This is a genomic window from Polaribacter sp. 2305UL8-11 (genome assembly GCF_058147165.1).
Window position 1 is genome coordinate 98,012 of the sequence record NZ_JBYVJW010000004.1, and the last position, 18,876, is coordinate 116,887.

An 18,876-nucleotide genomic window follows, 5' to 3' on the forward strand; every position below is an offset into this window, starting at 1 on the left:
ATACATAATAATGCCGAAAAGAACGTACCAACCATCAAAGAGAAAGAGAAGAAACAAACATGGTTTCAGAGAGAGAATGGCTTCTGCTAATGGTAGAAAAGTATTAGCTCGTAGAAGAGCAAAAGGAAGAAAGAAAATTTCTGTTTCATCTGAAACTAGACATAAAAGATAAAATGATTAACAATTGTTAATATATAAGGTGTTACTTTTTTAAGTAACACCTTTTTTTATATCTAAGCACTAACTATTTTTGTAAAACTAAACAACACAACAACTTACAATGCCAAAAAGAAAAGACCTCAAATCAATTTTAATTATCGGATCTGGACCAATTGTTATCGGTCAAGCTTGTGAATTTGACTATTCTGGATCTCAGTCTTTACGTTCTTTAAGAGAAGATGGAATCGAAACAATTTTAATCAATTCCAACCCAGCAACTATTATGACAGATCCATCTATGGCAGATCATGTGTATTTGTTGCCATTAACGACAAAATCTATCATTCAAATTTTAAAAGAGCATCCTCAGATTGATGCTGTTTTACCAACAATGGGTGGTCAGACTGCATTAAATTTATGTATTGAAGCAGATGATAAAGGAATTTGGAAAGATTTTGACGTAAAAATGATTGGTGTTGATATCAACGCAATTAATGTTACAGAAGATAGAGAGCAATTTAGAGAATTGATGGGACAAATTGGTGTGCCTATGGCACCACAAGCCACTGCAACTTCATTCTTAAAAGGAAAAGAAATTGCACAAGAATTTGGTTTTCCTTTGGTAATTCGTTCCTCTTATACTCTAGGTGGAGCAGGAGCATCTATCGTTTACAAAGCAGAAGATTTTGACGATTTATTAAGAAGAGGTTTAGAAGCATCACCAATTCATGAAGTGATGATTGATAAAGCAATGATGGGTTGGAAAGAGTACGAATTAGAATTGTTAAGAGATAAAAACGATAATGTTGTAATTATTTGTTCTATCGAAAATATGGATCCAATGGGTATTCATACAGGAGATTCTATTACAGTTGCTCCAGCAATGACGTTGTCTGATAAAACGTATCAAAAAATGCGTGATATGGCAATTCACATGATGCGTTCTATTGGAGATTTTGAAGGTGGGTGTAATGTACAATTTGCAGTTTCTCCAGATGAAAAAGAAGATATTATTGCCATTGAAATTAATCCTCGTGTTTCACGTTCATCTGCTTTAGCTTCTAAAGCAACAGGATATCCTATTGCAAAAGTAGCAACAAAATTGGCCATTGGGTATTCTTTAGACGAATTAGAAAACGGAATTACAAAATCTACATCTGCTTTATTTGAGCCAACTTTAGATTATGTGATTGTAAAAATACCACGTTGGAATTTTGATAAATTCGAAGGTTCTGACAGAACTTTAGGTCTGCAAATGAAAGCGGTTGGAGAAGTAATGGGAATTGGACGTTCTTTTCAAGAAGCATTGCACAAAGCCACTCAATCTCTAGAAATTAAGAGAAATGGTTTAGGTGCAGATGGTAAAGGATATACAAATTACAATCAAATTATAGAAAAATTAACCAATGCAAGTTGGGATAGAGTTTTTGCTATTTATGACGCAATTGCTTTAGGAATTCCTTTAACTCAGATTTACGATATCACTAAAATTGATATGTGGTATTTAAAGCAATATGAAGAGTTGTTTCAATTACAAAAAGAAATTTCTTCATTTACTATTGATACTATAGAAAGAGATTTATTGTTAGAAGCAAAGCAAAAAGGTTATGGAGATAGACAAATAGCCCACATGCTAGATTGTTTTGAAAGCGAAGTATATAATAAAAGAGAGGAACTAAAAATACAGCGTGTTTACAAGTTAGTAGATACATGTGCTGCTGAGTTTGAAGCAAAAACACCTTATTATTATTCAACTTTCGAAAATGAGATTGAAACTGCTGATGGAGAAATTACCATTGCAAACGAAAGTGTAGTATCAGATAAAAAGAAAATTATTGTTTTAGGTTCTGGACCTAACAGAATAGGGCAAGGAATTGAGTTTGATTATTGTTGTGTACATGGGGTTTTAGCAGCTGCAGAATGTGGTTACGAAACCATAATGATTAACTGTAATCCAGAAACGGTTTCTACAGATTTTGATACTGCTGATAAATTATACTTCGAACCTGTTTTTTGGGAACATATTTATGACATCATCAGACATGAAAAACCAGAAGGTGTTATTGTACAATTAGGAGGACAAACTGCTTTAAAATTAGCAGAAAAGCTAACAAAATACGGAATTAAAATCATTGGAACTTCTTTTGAAGCTCTAGATATTGCTGAAGATAGAGGAAGATTTTCATCGATGTTAAAAGAAAATAATATTCCTTATCCAGAATTTGGTATCGCAGAAACTGCTGATGAAGCTTTGGCTTTGGCAGATGAGTTAAACTTTCCAATCTTAGTAAGACCTTCTTATGTTTTAGGTGGGCAAGGAATGAAAATTGTGATTAACAAAGAAGAATTGATAGAACACGTTGTTGATTTATTACGTGGAATGCCAGGAAATAAATTGTTGTTAGACCATTATTTAGATGGGGCTATAGAAGCAGAAGCAGATGCTATTTGTGATGCAGATGGAAATGTGTATATTATAGGTATTATGGAGCATATAGAACCTTGTGGAATTCACTCAGGAGATTCTAACGCTACTTTACCAGCTTTTAATTTAGGCGATTTAGTAATGCAACAGATTGTAGATCATACACATACCATTGCAAGAGAATTAAAAACGGTTGGTTTAATTAACATTCAATTCGCAATAAAAGATGATACTGTATACATTATTGAAGCAAATCCAAGAGCATCAAGAACTGTTCCTTTTATAGCAAAAGCCTATAAAGAACCTTATGTAAATTATGCTACTAAAGTGATGTTAGGAGAAAAGAAAGTAACAGACTTTAATTTCAAACCACAATTAGATGGCTATGCAATTAAACAACCTGTATTTTCATTTAATAAATTTCCAAATGTTGATAAGCGATTAGGACCAGAAATGAAATCTACTGGAGAAAGCATTTTATTTATAGACAGTTTAAAAGATGATAATTTTTATGATTTATACTCTCGTAGAAAGATGTATTTGAGTAAATAAGAACATGTATTTAATATTTAAAAAGCATTCATGAATGGATGCTTTTTTTTTGTCTTTTGCATGTTTTTAAGTATACTTTTTTACTCTACTAAATTAGCATTATTAAATACGTCATTTAATTAGAAGCTACTTTTTTAATAAAAAAAATATTTAAAATTACTTCAATTTTTTCTTTCTAGTATGTAAAATAAAGGTAGCATTTACGCCAAAATGTAGATTTGGATCTTTAAAGTTAAAGTTGTTAAAGGTTTGTGTTATAAAAGTATCTTCTGCATAGTTAACAGCATTGGTTACATAAAATTGTAGCATTAAATCGCTTACTTCCCAGTTTATACCAGCCATAAATGTGTTATAAGTAGTTATAGATTTTATTGGGTTTGTTACATAAAAATATTCAGATACAATACTCGTGTGCTTGTTTATTTTATGTCTTCCTCCAAAAGCAATGGCAAATTGATTTTTTGGATCGTTGTTTTTAGAACTGGTGCTTTTTATAATAAACGTAGGAGCAATTTGTAGGGATAATGAAGAATTCATTTTTCGAGCAATTAAAACTTGCGATGTATATGCAAATTTGTTAGCAGAACCATTATTTGAATATAAATTAGCATTTGCATTTTCAATTTTTATGTGAGAAAAAGTTTGAAGTAAAGTAATGCTAAAAGGCATTTTTTTTGAGTCTATTTTTTGTTGATATAATCTGTACTTAAAAAAGCCATCAGTAATTTTATCAAAATTTGTGTATCCAATACCAAAGGTAAACCTATCAGAAAAAGCATAGTCCAGTCCATAACGTGTTGTAACTTTATCTGCTAAAAAACGTTGGCTTTTTGCATTGGGTGTATCCCAATATCTATTGTATAAAGAGATTTGTAAAGCCCCTTTTTTTCTGGTTTCTATAGAGTGATTAAGTCCAATTCTTGTGGTTTTAAAAGTGGCTATTTCATAAATAGGTTTATTTTTAAACTCCTTGTCTAATTTATCTAATAGACTTTGTGAATATGTAGAAGAAGTAAAAATTGTAAAAACAATTACAACAAATTTTAAGCTGTTTTTAATCTTCATAAGGTTGGTATTGAAAATTGAATTTTATAGAAATGGTTTTTGCAATATTACTAGCTAAAATAGGTGGTATTTTAATATCAAAATCTTTAACTAAAACACTTACTTCTCCAGTTAAATTGTACACACTATTTGTATTGTTTATTTCTGTTTTTATATCAACTTTTTTAGCAATTCCGTGAATGGTAAGTGTACCTCTAATTATTTTGGTCTGCTTTTTTAAGGTAGCATCAAAACCTATAATTTTCCCTTCAAAATTTGCTTTTGGATAAATGTCAGATTCAATATAACTTTCATTAAAATGTTCGTACATTAAATCTTTTTTAAATACAAATGCACGCATTAACATACTTACTGCAATCTCATTTTTATCAATGTCTAGGATGCTTAATACTTGGTTGTTTTTAGCTTCGATATTTTCTACTGAGGTATAAGAAAAAAAAGAAACTTGACCTTGACGTGCAATAAATTGATTTTCTTTAGAATCTAAATCAACAAAAAAAGTAAACAATAAGAGAATAGGAAGTAGTTTATTCATTTGGTTCTAAGTCTATATAACAGTTTAATAGGATTATGTCTTTTAAAAAACCTTTACAGATTCCTTTTACACGAATTTTTTGATTTTTTTGTAGTGTATTTATTTTTTTAGTCTGGCTCGAGTGTAGATCACAAATAACACCATACTTATGATTTTTGGTATACAATATTACTGTATTTCTGTTGTTTAAAAAAGTAATTTCTTTTACAAAACCAACTACTTCTATAATCTTACCTGCATAAAGTGTATTAGATTTTTTTTCATTTTTAAGGTAAGAGTTTACTAAATCATCAGAATTTAATGTGATTTCTGAGTTTACATTTTCAAGATTTTTTTCTGAATTTGAAAAATAAGGGAATAAAAAGCTATACGCATTAATAGCTATTAAAGCAATAACAATAATAATAAAGAATTTATTTTTTGTTTTCATAATTCTAAATCAAAGAAAACAATTTTAGTAGCATTAAAGAAAAAAATATTATTAAAAAGGAAAAAATACGCTTAAAGAGGAAAACTTTTAAAGAAAAAGAATAATATATAGTATATTTCGACACTATTATTAATTATGAAAAAAGACAAATTATATTTTTTAACTTTTTTATCTATTGCAATAATTTTTTTGTTTGTTGCTGCTATAGCTTCACAATATTTTATAAAAGTAAGTGCAAACCAATTGATAGAAGCTCAGGTTGCATCTAGTAAAAGAGAGGCAAATGAAGTTGCCAAATTAATGGATTTTCAATTGTCTTCAGGAATTAAGAAAGCCCAAATTATTAATAACATACAGCAAGTAATATCAAACTATAATGAAGATAGCTGGTTTATAAGTGTGTTTGATTGGAGTGGTAAAGAGGTTAGTCACCCAGATATTACCAATGTTGGGCAAGAGGTAAATTCTAACCAAACTTTGTTAGCTTCTTTAAAAGACAATAATAGTTCTGATGATTTCTATGATGTCTTAGTAAATAGAAATGCAAGTTCATCAAAAAATAAATCAGAAATAATTCATATTGCTCCATTAAAAAATGCAGATTTAATAGTTGCTGCACATGTAAATATTAATAATATTAATGCGCAATTAAACGCTTTAAAAACAAATTTTTATCTTATTTTTTTAATCATGGGTATTTTGGTTATTCTACTGTCTTTTTTAGCAGTTAGAGTTATAGGTAGTGCTTATGAAAAACAATTAGAATTAAAAAACTCTACATTGGCATCAGAAGTAATTAATTTATCTAAATTAAATACAGATCTGGTTTCTTATAAAGAAAAAATAGTAGATGTTTCTAATGAAAATGATGTTAAAGAAGAAACTTCTGAAATAGAAAAACAAAGAATATTAACTTATGTAAGAAATGAGTTAGTGCCAATACCTATTAAAGAAATTGCTTGTATTTATACAGAAAACACAATTACTTATGTACTTTGTTTTGATGGTAAAAGATCTACTACAAATGCAAGCTTAGATGATATGTATGCACAACTAAACCCTATTCTTTTTTTTAGAGCAAATAGACAATTTATTATAAGTATTGCAGCTATAGATAAGATTATTAAATACGGAAATAGTCAACTTAAAATTTTGTTACAATCTAAAACATCCGAAGAAATTATCATAAGTAAAAATAAAGCAGCGGAATTTAAACAATGGCTAAATATGTAGTTTTTGAGAACTATTCAAGTCTTTTTTTTCCTTTTTAATGTTTCTTTTTCCTCTTCATATAACTAAATTATGCTTTAAAAGTATTAAATTGGTTTCTTTACAGTGTCAAACCTTAAAAACAATAACCAATGAAAAACTTATTAAAATTTAAGAATGTATTCTTTGCACTGGCAGCAAGTTTTCTTTCATTTTCGTGTATCTCAAATGTAGCAGAAGAATTAGAAACACCAGATCCAAACGTAAAAATATCTTTTAAAAGTGATGTAAAACCAATTATAGACGCTAAATGTACTGTTTGCCATTCTCCTAGTGGAGGGTTTTCTCCAAACTTAACAACTTTTGATGAGGTAAAAGCAAGAGCAGAGAGAGTAAAAGTAAGAGTTGGTAATGGTACCATGCCACAAAGTGGTGCTTTGCCAGATTCTCAAATTAAAATAATTGTAGATTGGGTAAATGAAGGTGCTTTAAATAATTAGAATTATGAAAGCAAAAAAAATCATAATTTCGATATTAATTTTAGGACTTTTAGGTGCTTTTGTAGCCTATAAAATGTACAACAAGCCTCATGTAAATGTGGCAGATGAAAAAGCAGATATTACTTTAACTGCCGATGAAATTTTAACAGATTTTTCTTCGGATGAAACATTAGTCAACTCAAAATACTTAGAAAAAATAGTACAAGTAAAAGGTGTTGTTTCTAATGTGAAAACTGAAGATGGGAAAGGAATTATAACTTTAAAAACAAATGATGATTTCGCAACGATTTTATGTCATCTTACAATAGAAGAAACAAAGAAAATTTCTGATGTTTCTGTTGGGCAAGACATATCCTTAAAAGGAATCTGTACAGGTTTTTTAATGGATGTAATTCTTGTAAAATGTGTAATTATTAATTAAAAATGAATAAAATGAAAAATATATATATCGTATTTATAGCACTTTTTTTAGTGTCTTTTGCAAATGCACAAGAAAGATATTTAACCAAAAACGGAATAATTTCTTTCTTTTCAGAATCGCCAATGGAAAATATAGAGGCTAAAAATAGTCAAGTTTTAAGTATTGTAGATGTTACAAAAAAACAGATGGCAATTTCTATTTTAATGAAATCTTTTATGTTTGAAAAAGCATTAATGCAAGAACATTTTAATGAGAATTATGTAGAATCTGACAAATATCCGAAAGCTACTTTTAGAGGAGAAATTCTAAATCTTGATACTGTTTCAGAGACAGCTACTACAGTGAAAATAAAGGGGAAGCTATCAATACATGGTAAAACAAAAGAAATGGTTATAGAAGCGCAAACTACAAAGAATGCAGACGCTATAACTATGACTGGAGATTTCTTTATAAATTTATCTGATTTTGGAATAGAAATACCATCTGTTGTAAAAAATAATATTGCAGAAAAAATAAAAGTAAGTTTCAACTTTAACCACCAACCATACAAAAAGTAAAAAATGAAGAAAATACTGACCACCACTTTTGTAATTTTACTAAGTTTACAATTGTCTGCCCAAGATTTATTAGATGTTTTAGATGCTGAAACACCAGAAACAAAAAATATTGTGTCTGCTACTTTTAAAGGAACCAGAATTGTAAACGGACATTCTATAGAAAATAGAAAAAAAAGCGAATTAGAATTTATTATTGCCCATAGATTTGGAGCCATAAATAATGGAATAGAAGATTTGTTTGGTTTAGATATTTCCAACATTCGTTTTTCTTTCGAGTATGGTTTCACAAATAATTTAACAGTAGGTTTAAGTAGAGCAAGTGTAGAAAAAACATATGAAGGCTTTTTAAAATACAGTCTTGTAAAACAAAAAACAGGAGCAAAGTCTTTTCCTTTTGCCATTTCCCTTTTTGGAAGTATAGCTGCAAAAAGCGAAAAAGCAATATCTGGTTCTGAAAGGTCTTTTGCAGAAAGTTTATTTTATACAGCACAAGTTTTAATTGCAAGAAAGGTAAATTCTTCATTATCATTCCAGTTAACACCAACTTACATACACAGAAATTTAACAGATACTTTTGCAGACCCACATGATATTTTTGCTTTAGGTTTAGGTACAAGAGTTAAATTAAGTAAACGAGTTTCTTTAAATGCGGAATATTTTCCTCAGTTTAATAGGTTAAAATCTATTGCAGCTAGAAACTCATTAGCATTTGGTGTAGATATAGAAACTGGAGGCCATGTTTTTCAAATTATTTTAGCAAACTCTAGACGTATGGTAGAAAAAGCTTTTATAACAGAAACAACAGGGAATTTCTTTGGTGGAGATATACACTTAGGTTTTAATCTTTCAAGAACATTCTAAGAGTTTAGTATTCAAAAAAATAGATATAGAGAACAACTTGCTACATTTCAATTTATTATAAAAAAACGATGTAACAAGCTCTTTAATAACTTTCTGTGTATTACAGAGAGCTTAAAATAATATGTATATGTTTCAAAGAACTTATTCTGTAAAAGGAGAAGATGTTAATGATTTTATGGTGATGGAAAATGCCGCTTTTTTAAGATATACTTCTAGACAAGTAGAAACTTTTTTATTTGTAAATGGTTTTACTAAGCTAAAAATGAATACTCTAAAAGTAGGGATACAAAAGAAAAAGGATCAAATAACACAATATCAATATTTAATGTTTACAGAAAAATTTACGGTAGAACTTCATTTTAAATCTCTTGATTTAGAAGATGAGAAAATGAATATTGATATACATTTTTACAATCAGAAAAAAGAATTATGTACAATTGTAAAAAGAGAAATTTATTGGTTTGATTATAATTCTTGGAAAAATATAAAACCTCCAAAAATTATTTGTAATCAGTTTATAAAAAATACGACCTATAGAAAAGTTGGATAGGAAAATCGTTAGCATAAACAATAAATAAGTTTAAAATTTATTTTTTTGTAGCTAACGATTCCTTTTTTTTAGAACTTATTTTTTAGCCAATTCTATTTTAGAATTACTATTTTAGAATTACTATTTTCTAATAAGTGTTTGTATTCTTCAGTTTTAAAAACTTTACTGCTAAAACGTGAAGTTCTATGTCTACCTTCTTTTTGTCTAGTAATACTCCTAGCAAAACGTCTAATCTCATTTGTTGAGGTTAAAATAATACCTGGTACAGGTGCACTTTTTCCGTTTTCATCTTTAGCAACCATTGTAAAATAAGAAGAGTTGCAATGTTTTTTTTGACCAGTTCTTATGTTTTCAGACTCAACACGCAAACCTACTACCATAGATGTCCTACCTGTATAATTTATAGAGGCTTTCATAGTAACCAATTCACCAACTTCTATGGGATTTAAAAAATCTACTTTGTTTACAGAAGCAGTAACACAATAATTACCAGAATGTTTAGAGGCGCAAGCAAACGCAATTTGATCCATTAAATTTAAAATATAGCCTCCATGAATTTTACCACTAAAATTAGAATTAGAAGGCAACATTAATTCTGTAATAGTAAGCTGAGATTCTTTAATATGTTTAAATTTAGTCATTATTTAAGTTTTTTTGTCTAAAATGAGGCGACTGTTCAGGAACTACTTTTGTTATAAAATATTTGGTATCTCCTAACCAGAAAAAAGTAGCATAACGTTCTTTGTAAGTCAATTTTACATAATTTCCTTGATATTTTTGAAGAGCATTTACAACAGCTTCATTTTTGTCTTCTACAGAAAAAGTAAAAATTTGAGCTCCAGAAATACCCTGACTTATTTCTCCCTCCCAAGTTTTTACTAAAACTCCTTTTCTGCTTATTTTTATTAATTCTCCAGACCTTACTCCAGTACTATAAGTAACAAAGTAGATAAAAAGATAATATAAAACTACCAATAGGAAGCATGCTGTTATTAAAACGCCAATTATTTTTTTCATACATCAAAAATACAATTATGATGTTCTAAAGCAACCTTTTTTAACTAAAATGCATGTTTTTTTAAATTGTTTTTTTCCTTTTTAAGTCCCATTTTTCCCTCTTATCATTCTTTTTTGGGTTTTTATTTGTAAATATTATTTATTTACACTGTTATTGTAAGTTTATAAAAGTTAGTGTTTTGTAATGATATTTAACACTGAAAAGTGGAATTTCTTGTGAAATTTTCTGTAATTTTATAAAATCACTAACAACTTTTAAATTTTTATTATAAACCTAAACTAATTACAGATGAAAAAAAACTACATTTTTAAATTTATTTTATTACTCATTCCAGTTTCTGCATTTTTATTAATGTCTAGTTCTGGAGGAAGAAGTGAAGGAAGATCTGGCTCTCCAGGAGATGGTGGTAATACTTGTGCAGCATGTCATCCAGGACCAGTTTCTAATGCTAGTGCACAAATTACAACAAATATACCTGTTACAGGTTATTTATTAAATACAGATTATACTATTAACATTAATACATCATCAAGTTCAAGCTCTTTAGGTTTTCAGTTAACTGCAGAAAATGCATCTAACACTAAAATTGGTAGTTTTACTGCTGGTTCTGGCTCTAGAACAGTAAATAGTAATAAAGCAATTACACATTCATCACCTTCTTCAAGTGGTAATTGGTCTTTTACATGGAGATCTCCTTCTTCAGATTTGGGTAAAGTTACATTTTACACAGCTGTAAACGCAAGTAGTGGACAAGGTAGTTTTAACAATCAAGATCAAGTGGTTACTGCCTCTACTTCATCACCATCTTTAAGTATTTCAGAAGCAAGACGTTTAGATTTTGATATGTATCCAAATCCAGCTTCAGATAGATTGCAGATTCAGTTATCATCAGAAGTTAATGAAGCAACTGTACAATTTTATGATTTAGTTGGTAGAGTAGCGTTAAGTAAAAAGATTACAAAATCTAATGAAGCTATAGATGTAAGCAACCTAACTTCTGGTATTTATTTATTAAAAATTGTTTCCGATGGTAAAATTGGAAGCCAAAAATTTATAAAAAATTAAATTGGGATTAAATTTTTAAACTAAAACCGATTGTATTTATTGCAATCGGTTTTTTTGTGGAATTTTTTTAAAGTAAATTTGCATCACTTCTAAAAAAATAAAAAATGAATTACATTTTATTTGATGGCGATGTTAGAAATGCTTTATTGCCATTTACATATACAAGACCAGTTGCAGAAATAAGAATAGGGATTTTAACTATAAGAGAAAAATGGGAAAAATATCTAGGTCTAACTACAACAACTATTACAGAAGAATATTTAGAAGAAAAATATCCGATGGTAGAAATGGAAGAGAACGTAATGATAAATGCCTCTTTTTGTCCTACTGAAAGTTTGGTTGAAAAAGTAAGAAATTTATCTAAAAACGAAGCTATTTTTAAAGGAGAGGATGTAATTGCTTTCTTTTCTACCAAAGAACAAGAAGAAGTAAATTTTGATGAGTATACACAGATAGAGTTTGATGAAGATATTATCCAGATAAAAAATACTTGGGATATTTTTTCTTTAAATTATGAAGCTATTCAGCAAGATTTTAATTTGATTACAGAAGGTAGAAAGTCGCAACCAATTCCAGAAGGAACAAGATATATTAATAAAGAAAATATTTTTATAGAAGAAGGTGCAGAAATAACTTTTGCAACCTTAAACGCTTCTTCAGGGCCTATTTATATTGGTAAAGATGCTGTGGTTATGGAAAACACAGGAATTAGAGGGCCGTTTGCAATGTGTAATAATGCAGTTTTAAAATTAGGGTCAAAGATTTTTGGAGGTACAACAATGGGACCTTATTGCAAAATTTCTGGAGAAGTAAATAACTCTGTTTTATTTGGGTATTCAAGTAAAGGTCATGATGGTTATTTAGGGAACTCTGTCATAGGAGAATGGTGTAACCTAGGTGCAGATACTAATAATTCTAACCTAAAAAATAATTATGCAGAAGTTAAATTGTGGGATTATAATTCTGGACGTTTTGCAAAAACAGGACTACAATTTTGTGGTTTAATGATGGGAGATCACTCTAAATGCGGAATTAACACAATGTTTAATACAGGAACAGTTGTTGGAGTGTCTGCCAATATTTTTGGTAGTGGATTTCCAAGAAATTTTATACCATCATTTAGCTGGGGAGGAGCCTCTGGTTTTACAGAATACAAAACAAATAAAGTCTTTGAAGTAGCAACTGTAGTTATGAAACGTAGAAATATTGTTTTTGAGGAACAAGATCAAAAAATTTTAGAACACGTTTTTGAAGAAACTAAAAAGTATAGGAATTATTAAAATTTTTCTATAAACACACTAAATAAACAATAAAAAAGCTCTAATATGAAAAATCATATTAGAGCTTTTTTATTGACTTAATTTTCAAAAAGATTTAAACGGAATTTAATTTCTATCTTTTACATCACCAGAACCAACAGATTTAGTATCTATATGTGTAGGATTACCTTTGTAATAAATACTTCCAGAACCTACTAATTTTGCTTTTATTTTAGATTTTACAGTGGTTTTTATGCTTCCAGATCCAGCAACTTTTGCATTTAATTCATCTGTTTTTAATTCATAAGCTCTTATACTACCAGATCCAGCTATAGAACAAGTAAATTTATTTGTACTGCCTTCTAAATTAATATTTCCAGAACCTCCAATTGCAGCTTTTACATTTTCTGAGCGTAATTTAAGATCTATGTCTCCAGAACCACCCAAGCTTGCACTAAACTGGTTGCTTTTAATAATTTCTTTACTAGTAATTTTACCAGAACCTCCTAAAGAAACACCATCTATGTCTTCAAAAGAAACTGTAACAGTTAATCTTCTTGTAGTTCTAATGTTGGTGTTTTTTTTGTATTTAACTTTTAAAGTATTTCCAGAAATTTCTGTCTCTACATAAGGTATAATATTCTCTTCTCCTTCTATTTTGATTTTACCTTCTTTACCTTTCATAAGGATTACGTCAAATGAACCTCCTACAGAAATTTTATCAAAATCGGATGTAGTTCTATTTACAGTTACTACATTACCATTTCCTTTTATTTTTTTATTATTTCCCCACCAATTTTGTGCGTTTATAGTAAAAGTTAAGGATAGAATTAAACTAGTTAAAAGTATTTTTTTATTCATAATAGTATATTTTAGTTGAATTGTGTTTTTAATTTTCTTTAATACTCACACCACCATATTGTGATTTTATTTTAACTCTAGAGTTGGTATTACCTTTTCCATATTTGCCTTCGTAATATTTTTTAGTTGTTTTAGAAATACTTTTAAACATGTCTATATTACTGTCATCTCTACTAAAACCAGCATATTGTAGATCTATTTCAAAATTAAAAACTGCTCCAGGTGCAACACCAATTCTAATACCTGCATATTGTCCATTTATATCTACATTTTCAAAACCTTTTTCTAAATTCTTAACAGTAATAGAACCGTAATCTGTATCTATTGTTAAATTTCTTCTAACGCTTCCTATACGCATGCTTGCATAATCTGAATTACCATCAATTACATCTGCATCATTTATAGTTATAGAACCATAATCTATATTAAAATCTATGTTTTTGGTTTCGCCAATTTTTATAGTAGAATAATCTGAATTTACTTTTAAGTTTTGAGATTTATCAACAGAAATTTTAGAATAGTCTATATTTATATCACCACTTTTCATATAGTTTATAGAAGAAGATGAACAGTAATCTAAATTAATGTTATTATTAGGTGCAGATAAATCTCCTACAGAAATTTTACCATAATCGCAATTAATAGCAGCTTTACCATCTAAATCTTCTAAATAAATATTTCCATAATCGTTATTTAAATCTACAGAGTTAGATTTTGGCATTTTAACGATATAGTTTATTTTATAGTTTAAATTTTTATTCTTACCCCACCAAGACCAGTTGCTTTTTTTCTTTCGGAAAATAGTTTCTGCTTCTACTAAAGATGAGGTTGCATTAAATTCTACATCAATACTTTCTAACTTTTCTTGTACATCATCTAAGTCATCACCTTTAACAGTTATTGTAACTTCTATTTCTACTTTGTTTTTATTCCAAGTAGAAATATTTAAATTTCCATATCTATTATTTAATTTTACTTTAGCATCTGCATTTACAGAATACTCCTTTTTAATAGATTTACTTTTTTCATGTTTTTTCTTATCGCTGTTAGCGTTAGTTACTAAAGGAAATAATAAGAATAAGAGTGTAATTTTATATATAAATTTCATTTTTAAAAGGATTAGGATTTTTTATTTGATCTATTTGTTTTAACGTATTTTCTAAAATATCTAAGCGTTGCTGATAATTTTTTATCATTGCATTTATAATTCTTCTTTGTTTGCCGTTTTTAGTTAATTCTGATACAAAAGAGTTATATTCTTCTTCTAAATCTTCTAATTGGTTCAAAGCATTTTCTATAATTGTTTCTGTTTCTAAACTTCTGTTTTTCTCTAAAGTTTTTAATTCTTGATGAATTGTAGAAACAAAATAGTTTTGCACTTCTTTCATTTTTGGAGAAACATCTGCCAGTTCAAATTGTTTTTTTTGATGAGTACTACCCAACCAAAAACCAAAGATTAATACTACTGATGCAGCAACTGATAACCACTTCCAAGGAGTTTTATTGGTTTTATTAGGTTTATTTAATTTGTGCTCAAAACGCTCTAAATGACCAGAATGTGGCTCTTTAAAATCGAATTCATTTTCAGAGAATAGTTGATGTAATTTATCTTCCATAAGCTTGTATATGTATTTGTTCTGCAAGTAATACTTGCTTTAATTTCTTTTTTGCTCTAGATACTGTGGTTCTTACATTTTCATTTGTAAATTCTAAAATTTGTGCAATTTCTTCATAATCATAACCTTCTATCAAATGTAAGTTTAATATCACTCTATAATTGTCTTTTAAACTTTGTAAACAGTCTAACACTTTGTTGGCTTTTAGTCCAGAATAATCAATAACATCTTCATCTACTTCATCATTTGTAATAACCTCCATTTTTACTTCATTGTATCTATTATTTTTTTTCAATTGTGTTAAACTTTTATTGATAACAATTCTTTTTAACCATGCACCAAAAGTAACTTCACCTTTATAAGTATTCATTTTTGTAAAAACCGTTAAAAACGCTTCTTGCATAATATCTTCTGCCTCAAAATCATTTTTTAAAATTCTAACAGCAGTGTTATACATGGCTTTATAATAAGCTTTGTATAAATCTAACTGCGCGTTTTTGTCCGATTTTTTGCAGCGTTCTATAAGGTTGGTTATATGTGGTTGATTAGTTTCCAATAAAACGTTTCTGTATTAAAGACAAAATAGTTTTTGACTTGTGACAGTTTGGTAAAATAAAAATACATTTTTTTTATTGGAAGCCGTTTTTAAGAAATGATTTGATTCATATTTAACTTCTATATTGTTTAATTCTTTTTCTTATATCTTTGATTTTAAATTTTATAAAAATGAAAAACCTTTTTTTATTTTTTGTAGGTACAGTATTCATATTTAGTTGTCAACAAAAAGAATCATCCAAAATTTATTTTAAAAAGTATGATGAATCTTCAGAAATAGTTGTACAACAAAAACACCCTAAAAAGAGAATGCAGTTCAAACTCATTCAATCTAAATATTTAGATATGAATGATGTTTTTAAACCCTTTCAAAAAGATTTGGCTAATTTTTCTGAAGAAAAATATTCAGCATTAAAACCAATTATTTTAGAACAAAACATTCCTCAACTTCAAAAAAGTGTAAAAGAAGGTAAGTTATCTTATGAAGAATTAACACTTTTCTATTTGTATAGAATTAGAAAATTTGAGAGTGACTCTACTTTATCGTTAAATAGTATTATTGCTCTGAATCCTAATGTTTTAAAAGAGGCAAGAGAAAAAGACAAAAATAAAACTGATGTTTCTGAACTTTCTATCTATGGAATGCCAATTTTATTAAAAGATAATATCAATACAAAAGATATGAAAACGACTGCAGGAGCAATTGCTTTGGCAGATAATAAAACGACTGAAGATGCTTTTGTTGTTAAGAAGTTAAGAGAAAATGGCGCAATTATATTAGGGAAAGTAAATTTAAGTGAATGGCATATTTTTTCTGTTCTGGTTGTCCTTTAGGATACTCTGCAATTGGCGGACAAACCCTAAACCCTTATGGAAGAGGAAAGTTTGAAACAGGAGGTAGCTCTGCAGGAAGTGGAGTTACAGTCGCAGCAAATTTTGCTGTTGCTACTGTTGGTACAGAAACTGCTGGTTCTATAACTTCGCCATCAAGTCAGAATTCTGTGGTAGGCTTAAAACCGACAATTGGTGTTTTAAGTAGAAGTGGAATTGTTCCAATATCATCAACTTTAGATACACCTGGTCCAATGACAAAAAGCGTAATAGATAATGCTATTTTTATGAACGCACTAAGAGGTTTTGATAAAAATGATCCTGCTTCAAAAAAAATAGAAGAAGACTATGTGCAAAACGGATTTAGAAATAAATTTGATAATAGAAAAATAGGTGTTTTAAAACCATTATTATCAGATTCCATCTACAAAGCTACTGTAGAAAAATTAAAAAAAGTTGGCGTTGATATTGTAGAAATTACACCACCAGAAATCTCTTTTGATGGTTTTGTGACGTTGTTAAACATCGATATGAAACACGACTTACCAAAATATTTAAAAAACAATGCAAATAAAAATATCAAAATAAAAAATGTAAATGATGTTGTGCTTTTTAATAAAAAAGATTCCATTTTAAGAGCTCCTTATGGACAACAATTATTTGAAGGAATTGTAAATGATCAAACAACATCATCAGAATTTAGAAAAATAAAGAAAAACTTAAATTCTGAAGGAAAAAAATACTTGCAAACCTTAGAAAACGAAAATTTAGATGCCATTTTATCTATAAATAATTACCATTCAGGTATTGCTGCAGTTGCAAAATACCCAACACTTACAGTTCCTATGGGATATAAAGAATCTGGAGAACCTGTAAGTTTAACTTTTATTGGTTTGCCATTTTCTGAAAGAAAATTATTAGAAATCGGTTATGCTTTTGAGCAATTAACTAAAGTTAGAAAAATGCCTGAAAACTATCAATAGAAGCAATTAGTAATCATTTTAAAACTCGTATTTTTGCACTCGCTTAAAACAAAATACAATGCGTACAAAATCCATCAAAAAAAATAAGATTAACGTTGTTACTTTAGGTTGTTCTAAAAACATTTATGATTCGGAAGTGTTAATGGGGCAATTAAAAGCTAATGGTAAAAACGTGGTACATGAAGATGAAAATGATGATGGAAATATTGTGGTGATTAATACCTGTGGTTTTATAGGTAAAGCAAAAGAAGAATCTATAGACACAATTTTACATTATGCTAATAGAAAAGAAGCTGGAGAAATTGATAAAGTTTTTGTTTCTGGATGTTTGAGTGAACGTTATAAGCCAGATTTAGAAGAGCAAATTCCGAATGTAGATCAGTATTTTGGTACCCACGATTTACCAAATTTATTAAAGGTTTTAGAAGCAGATTACAAACACGAATTAATTGGAGAACGTTTAACAACCACTCCAAAACACTATGCATATTTAAAAATTGCAGAAGGTTGTGACAGACCTTGCTCTTTCTGTGCTATTCCTTTAATGAGAGGTAAACACAGATCTACGCCTATAGAAGATATAGTTACAGAAGCCACAAAATTAGCCGAAAAAGGGATTAAAGAAATTATGCTAATTGCACAAGACTTAACCTATTATGGTTTAGATATCTATAAAAAAAGAGCTTTAGCACAGTTATTAGAAGCATTGGCAAAAATAGAAGGCATTGAATGGATAAGAATGCATTATGCATTTCCAACAGGTTTTCCTATGGATGTTTTAGAAGTTATGAAACGTGAACCTAAAGTCTGCAATTATTTAGATATTCCTTTGCAACACATTAATACAGAGTTGTTAAAGTCGATGAAACGTGGTACAACACATGAAAAAACGACGGCTTTAATTCGTAAATTTAGAGAAGCTGTGCCAGAAATGGCAATTAGAACTACGTTAATTGTTGGTTATCCTGGAGAAACAGAAGAAATGTTTCAAGAATTGAAAGATTGGGTAGAAGAAATGCGTTTTGAACGTTTGGGTGCTTTTGAATATTCGCATGAAGAAAACACAGGAGCTTATGTTTTAGAAGATGATGTGCCTGCAGAAGTCAAATTTAAACGTGTGAATGAAATTATGGAAATTCAATCTCAAATTTCTTGGGAATTGAATCAAGAAAAAATTGGAAAAACTTTTAGATGTTTGTTCGATAGAAAAGATGGAGAATATTTTTATGGAAGAACAGAATCGGATTCACCAGATGTAGATAATGACGTTATTGTAGACGCAAAAAAACACTACATTAAAATTGGAGAATTTATAGATGTAAAAATTTACGATGCTGGAGATTATGATTTGTATGGAGTACCTGTTAAAAAGTTAGAAAAACCAGTGCCTTTAAATCAAAGAAAAAAATAAATATTTGAGTCTG

At 28.8% G+C, this 18,876-nt stretch carries 20 protein-coding genes and 1 pseudogene; 12 read left to right on the forward strand and 9 right to left on the reverse strand.

Annotated elements, in window-relative coordinates:
- Positions 1-10 precede the first annotated feature (10 nt).
- Both rpmH and carB read left to right on the forward strand, forming a co-directional pair.
- On the forward strand, positions 11-172 hold the full coding sequence (gene rpmH / locus ACY2RW_RS04915) for a 50S ribosomal protein L34 (RefSeq protein WP_088352940.1): 162 nt from the start codon (positions 11-13) through the stop codon (positions 170-172).
- Positions 173-280: 108 nt separating this feature from the next.
- Positions 281-3,136 carry a carbamoyl-phosphate synthase large subunit gene (carB, locus tag ACY2RW_RS04920; RefSeq protein WP_490121588.1) on the forward strand — a complete coding sequence of 952 codons (2,856 nt, stop codon included), beginning with the start codon at positions 281-283 and terminating at the stop codon, positions 3,134-3,136.
- A 156-nt stretch (positions 3,137-3,292) separates the two neighbouring features.
- Here carB and ACY2RW_RS04925 read toward each other — a convergent pair whose 3' ends face one another.
- Genes ACY2RW_RS04925 through ACY2RW_RS04935 form a run of 3 tightly spaced genes read right to left on the reverse strand, consistent with a single transcriptional unit; the run spans position 3,293 to position 5,166 of the window.
- The gene (locus ACY2RW_RS04925; protein ID WP_490121589.1) at positions 3,293-4,201 is read right to left on the reverse strand and encodes a DUF5777 family beta-barrel protein; all 909 of its coding nucleotides are present in this window, start codon (positions 4,199-4,201) and stop codon (positions 3,293-3,295) included.
- Positions 4,191-4,736 carry a YceI family protein gene (locus ACY2RW_RS04930; RefSeq protein ID WP_490121590.1) on the reverse strand — a complete coding sequence of 182 codons (546 nt, stop codon included), beginning with the start codon at positions 4,734-4,736 and terminating at the stop codon, positions 4,191-4,193. Before ACY2RW_RS04930 ends, ACY2RW_RS04925 begins: the two co-directional genes overlap by 11 nt.
- Complete coding sequence (locus ACY2RW_RS04935; RefSeq protein ID WP_490121591.1) at positions 4,729-5,166, reverse strand: OB-fold protein; 438 nt, start codon at positions 5,164-5,166, stop codon at positions 4,729-4,731. The genes ACY2RW_RS04930 and ACY2RW_RS04935 overlap by 8 nt, the downstream gene beginning before the upstream one ends.
- Before the next feature lie 135 nt (positions 5,167-5,301).
- Here ACY2RW_RS04935 and ACY2RW_RS04940 point away from each other — a divergent pair, with 135 nt between their 5' ends.
- From ACY2RW_RS04940 to ACY2RW_RS04965, 6 genes are all read left to right on the forward strand, one after another.
- Positions 5,302-6,399, forward strand: a complete 1,098-nt coding sequence (locus ACY2RW_RS04940; protein ID WP_490121592.1) for a LytR/AlgR family response regulator transcription factor — start codon at positions 5,302-5,304, stop codon at positions 6,397-6,399.
- 128 nt (positions 6,400-6,527) lie between these two features.
- Positions 6,528-6,875: a c-type cytochrome gene (locus tag ACY2RW_RS04945; RefSeq protein WP_490121593.1), complete on the forward strand. Its 348-nt coding sequence runs from the start codon at positions 6,528-6,530 to the stop codon at positions 6,873-6,875.
- A 4-nt stretch (positions 6,876-6,879) separates the two neighbouring features.
- The gene (locus tag ACY2RW_RS04950) at positions 6,880-7,296 is read left to right on the forward strand and encodes an OB-fold protein (RefSeq protein ID WP_490121594.1); all 417 of its coding nucleotides are present in this window, start codon (positions 6,880-6,882) and stop codon (positions 7,294-7,296) included.
- A gap of 11 nt (positions 7,297-7,307) precedes the next feature.
- On the forward strand, positions 7,308-7,853 hold the full coding sequence (locus ACY2RW_RS04955) for a YceI family protein (RefSeq protein ID WP_490121595.1): 546 nt from the start codon (positions 7,308-7,310) through the stop codon (positions 7,851-7,853).
- Between the two features lie 3 nt (positions 7,854-7,856).
- The gene (locus tag ACY2RW_RS04960) at positions 7,857-8,714 is read left to right on the forward strand and encodes a DUF5777 family beta-barrel protein (RefSeq protein ID WP_490121596.1); all 858 of its coding nucleotides are present in this window, start codon (positions 7,857-7,859) and stop codon (positions 8,712-8,714) included.
- 127 nt (positions 8,715-8,841) lie between these two features.
- A complete protein-coding gene (locus ACY2RW_RS04965; protein WP_490121597.1) occupies positions 8,842-9,264 on the forward strand; it encodes a thioesterase family protein in 423 nt (140 codons plus the stop codon).
- A gap of 92 nt (positions 9,265-9,356) precedes the next feature.
- On the opposite strand, the gene ACY2RW_RS04970 is transcribed toward ACY2RW_RS04965, so the two are convergent.
- Positions 9,357-9,905: an acyl-CoA thioesterase gene (locus ACY2RW_RS04970; RefSeq protein ID WP_490121598.1), complete on the reverse strand. Its 549-nt coding sequence runs from the start codon at positions 9,903-9,905 to the stop codon at positions 9,357-9,359.
- Entirely contained in the window at positions 9,898-10,281 is a 384-nt protein-coding gene (locus ACY2RW_RS04975; RefSeq protein WP_490121599.1) for a 6-phosphogluconate dehydrogenase, read from the reverse strand. Before ACY2RW_RS04975 ends, ACY2RW_RS04970 begins: the two co-directional genes overlap by 8 nt.
- A gap of 289 nt (positions 10,282-10,570) precedes the next feature.
- On the opposite strand from ACY2RW_RS04975, the gene ACY2RW_RS04980 reads away from it, so the two are divergent.
- Together ACY2RW_RS04980 and ACY2RW_RS04985 are read left to right on the forward strand one after the other, a co-directional pair.
- Positions 10,571-11,347, forward strand: coding sequence for a choice-of-anchor V domain-containing protein (locus tag ACY2RW_RS04980; protein ID WP_490121600.1), 777 nt, complete (start codon positions 10,571-10,573; stop codon positions 11,345-11,347).
- Between the two features lie 104 nt (positions 11,348-11,451).
- Positions 11,452-12,627 carry a GlmU family protein gene (locus ACY2RW_RS04985; RefSeq protein ID WP_490121601.1) on the forward strand — a complete coding sequence of 392 codons (1,176 nt, stop codon included), beginning with the start codon at positions 11,452-11,454 and terminating at the stop codon, positions 12,625-12,627.
- Between the two features lie 105 nt (positions 12,628-12,732).
- On the opposite strand, the gene ACY2RW_RS04990 is transcribed toward ACY2RW_RS04985, so the two are convergent.
- From ACY2RW_RS04990 to ACY2RW_RS05005, 4 genes are read right to left on the reverse strand one after another with little or no spacing between them, the layout of a single operon-like run.
- On the reverse strand, positions 12,733-13,467 hold the full coding sequence (locus tag ACY2RW_RS04990) for a head GIN domain-containing protein (protein WP_490121602.1): 735 nt from the start codon (positions 13,465-13,467) through the stop codon (positions 12,733-12,735).
- 28 nt (positions 13,468-13,495) lie between these two features.
- Positions 13,496-14,575, reverse strand: coding sequence for a DUF4097 family beta strand repeat-containing protein (locus tag ACY2RW_RS04995; protein WP_490121603.1), 1,080 nt, complete (start codon positions 14,573-14,575; stop codon positions 13,496-13,498).
- Positions 14,559-15,083 carry a hypothetical protein gene (locus ACY2RW_RS05000; protein ID WP_490121604.1) on the reverse strand — a complete coding sequence of 175 codons (525 nt, stop codon included), beginning with the start codon at positions 15,081-15,083 and terminating at the stop codon, positions 14,559-14,561. Before ACY2RW_RS05000 ends, ACY2RW_RS04995 begins: the two co-directional genes overlap by 17 nt.
- Positions 15,073-15,639: an RNA polymerase sigma factor gene (locus tag ACY2RW_RS05005; protein ID WP_490121605.1), complete on the reverse strand. Its 567-nt coding sequence runs from the start codon at positions 15,637-15,639 to the stop codon at positions 15,073-15,075. Before ACY2RW_RS05005 ends, ACY2RW_RS05000 begins: the two co-directional genes overlap by 11 nt.
- 170 nt (positions 15,640-15,809) lie before the next feature.
- On the opposite strand from ACY2RW_RS05005, the pseudogene ACY2RW_RS05010 reads away from it, so the two are divergent.
- Positions 15,810-17,452 (forward strand): annotated as a pseudogene (locus tag ACY2RW_RS05010) (amidase family protein).
- 58 nt (positions 17,453-17,510) lie between these two features.
- Positions 17,511-18,863, forward strand: coding sequence for a 30S ribosomal protein S12 methylthiotransferase RimO (gene rimO, locus ACY2RW_RS05015; protein WP_490121606.1), 1,353 nt, complete (start codon positions 17,511-17,513; stop codon positions 18,861-18,863).
- Positions 18,864-18,876 lie beyond the last annotated feature (13 nt).

Excerpts from the sequence above, each read along its gene's own strand:
- carB (WP_490121588.1), top strand. The coding sequence starts at position 281 with ATGCCAAAAAGAAAAGACCTCAAATCAATTTTAATTATCGGATCTGGA.
- ACY2RW_RS04935 (WP_490121591.1), bottom strand. The coding sequence starts at position 5,166 with ATGAAAACAAAAAATAAATTCTTTATTATTATTGTTATTGCTTTAATA.
- rimO (WP_490121606.1), top strand. The coding sequence starts at position 17,511 with ATGCGTACAAAATCCATCAAAAAAAATAAGATTAACGTTGTTACTTTA.
- ACY2RW_RS04925 (WP_490121589.1), bottom strand. The coding sequence starts at position 4,201 with ATGAAGATTAAAAACAGCTTAAAATTTGTTGTAATTGTTTTTACAATT.
- rpmH (WP_088352940.1), top strand. The coding sequence starts at position 11 with ATGCCGAAAAGAACGTACCAACCATCAAAGAGAAAGAGAAGAAACAAA.
- ACY2RW_RS04995 (WP_490121603.1), bottom strand. The coding sequence starts at position 14,575 with ATGAAATTTATATATAAAATTACACTCTTATTCTTATTATTTCCTTTA.
- ACY2RW_RS05000 (WP_490121604.1), bottom strand. The coding sequence starts at position 15,083 with ATGGAAGATAAATTACATCAACTATTCTCTGAAAATGAATTCGATTTT.
- ACY2RW_RS04980 (WP_490121600.1), top strand. The coding sequence starts at position 10,571 with ATGAAAAAAAACTACATTTTTAAATTTATTTTATTACTCATTCCAGTT.
- ACY2RW_RS04985 (WP_490121601.1), top strand. The coding sequence starts at position 11,452 with ATGAATTACATTTTATTTGATGGCGATGTTAGAAATGCTTTATTGCCA.
- ACY2RW_RS04945 (WP_490121593.1), top strand. The coding sequence starts at position 6,528 with ATGAAAAACTTATTAAAATTTAAGAATGTATTCTTTGCACTGGCAGCA.
- ACY2RW_RS04965 (WP_490121597.1), top strand. The coding sequence starts at position 8,842 with ATGTTTCAAAGAACTTATTCTGTAAAAGGAGAAGATGTTAATGATTTT.
- ACY2RW_RS04975 (WP_490121599.1), bottom strand. The coding sequence starts at position 10,281 with ATGAAAAAAATAATTGGCGTTTTAATAACAGCATGCTTCCTATTGGTA.
- ACY2RW_RS04990 (WP_490121602.1), bottom strand. The coding sequence starts at position 13,467 with ATGAATAAAAAAATACTTTTAACTAGTTTAATTCTATCCTTAACTTTT.
- ACY2RW_RS04930 (WP_490121590.1), bottom strand. The coding sequence starts at position 4,736 with ATGAATAAACTACTTCCTATTCTCTTATTGTTTACTTTTTTTGTTGAT.
- ACY2RW_RS04950 (WP_490121594.1), top strand. The coding sequence starts at position 6,880 with ATGAAAGCAAAAAAAATCATAATTTCGATATTAATTTTAGGACTTTTA.
- ACY2RW_RS04940 (WP_490121592.1), top strand. The coding sequence starts at position 5,302 with ATGAAAAAAGACAAATTATATTTTTTAACTTTTTTATCTATTGCAATA.
- ACY2RW_RS04970 (WP_490121598.1), bottom strand. The coding sequence starts at position 9,905 with ATGACTAAATTTAAACATATTAAAGAATCTCAGCTTACTATTACAGAA.
- ACY2RW_RS04955 (WP_490121595.1), top strand. The coding sequence starts at position 7,308 with ATGAAAAATATATATATCGTATTTATAGCACTTTTTTTAGTGTCTTTT.
- ACY2RW_RS04960 (WP_490121596.1), top strand. The coding sequence starts at position 7,857 with ATGAAGAAAATACTGACCACCACTTTTGTAATTTTACTAAGTTTACAA.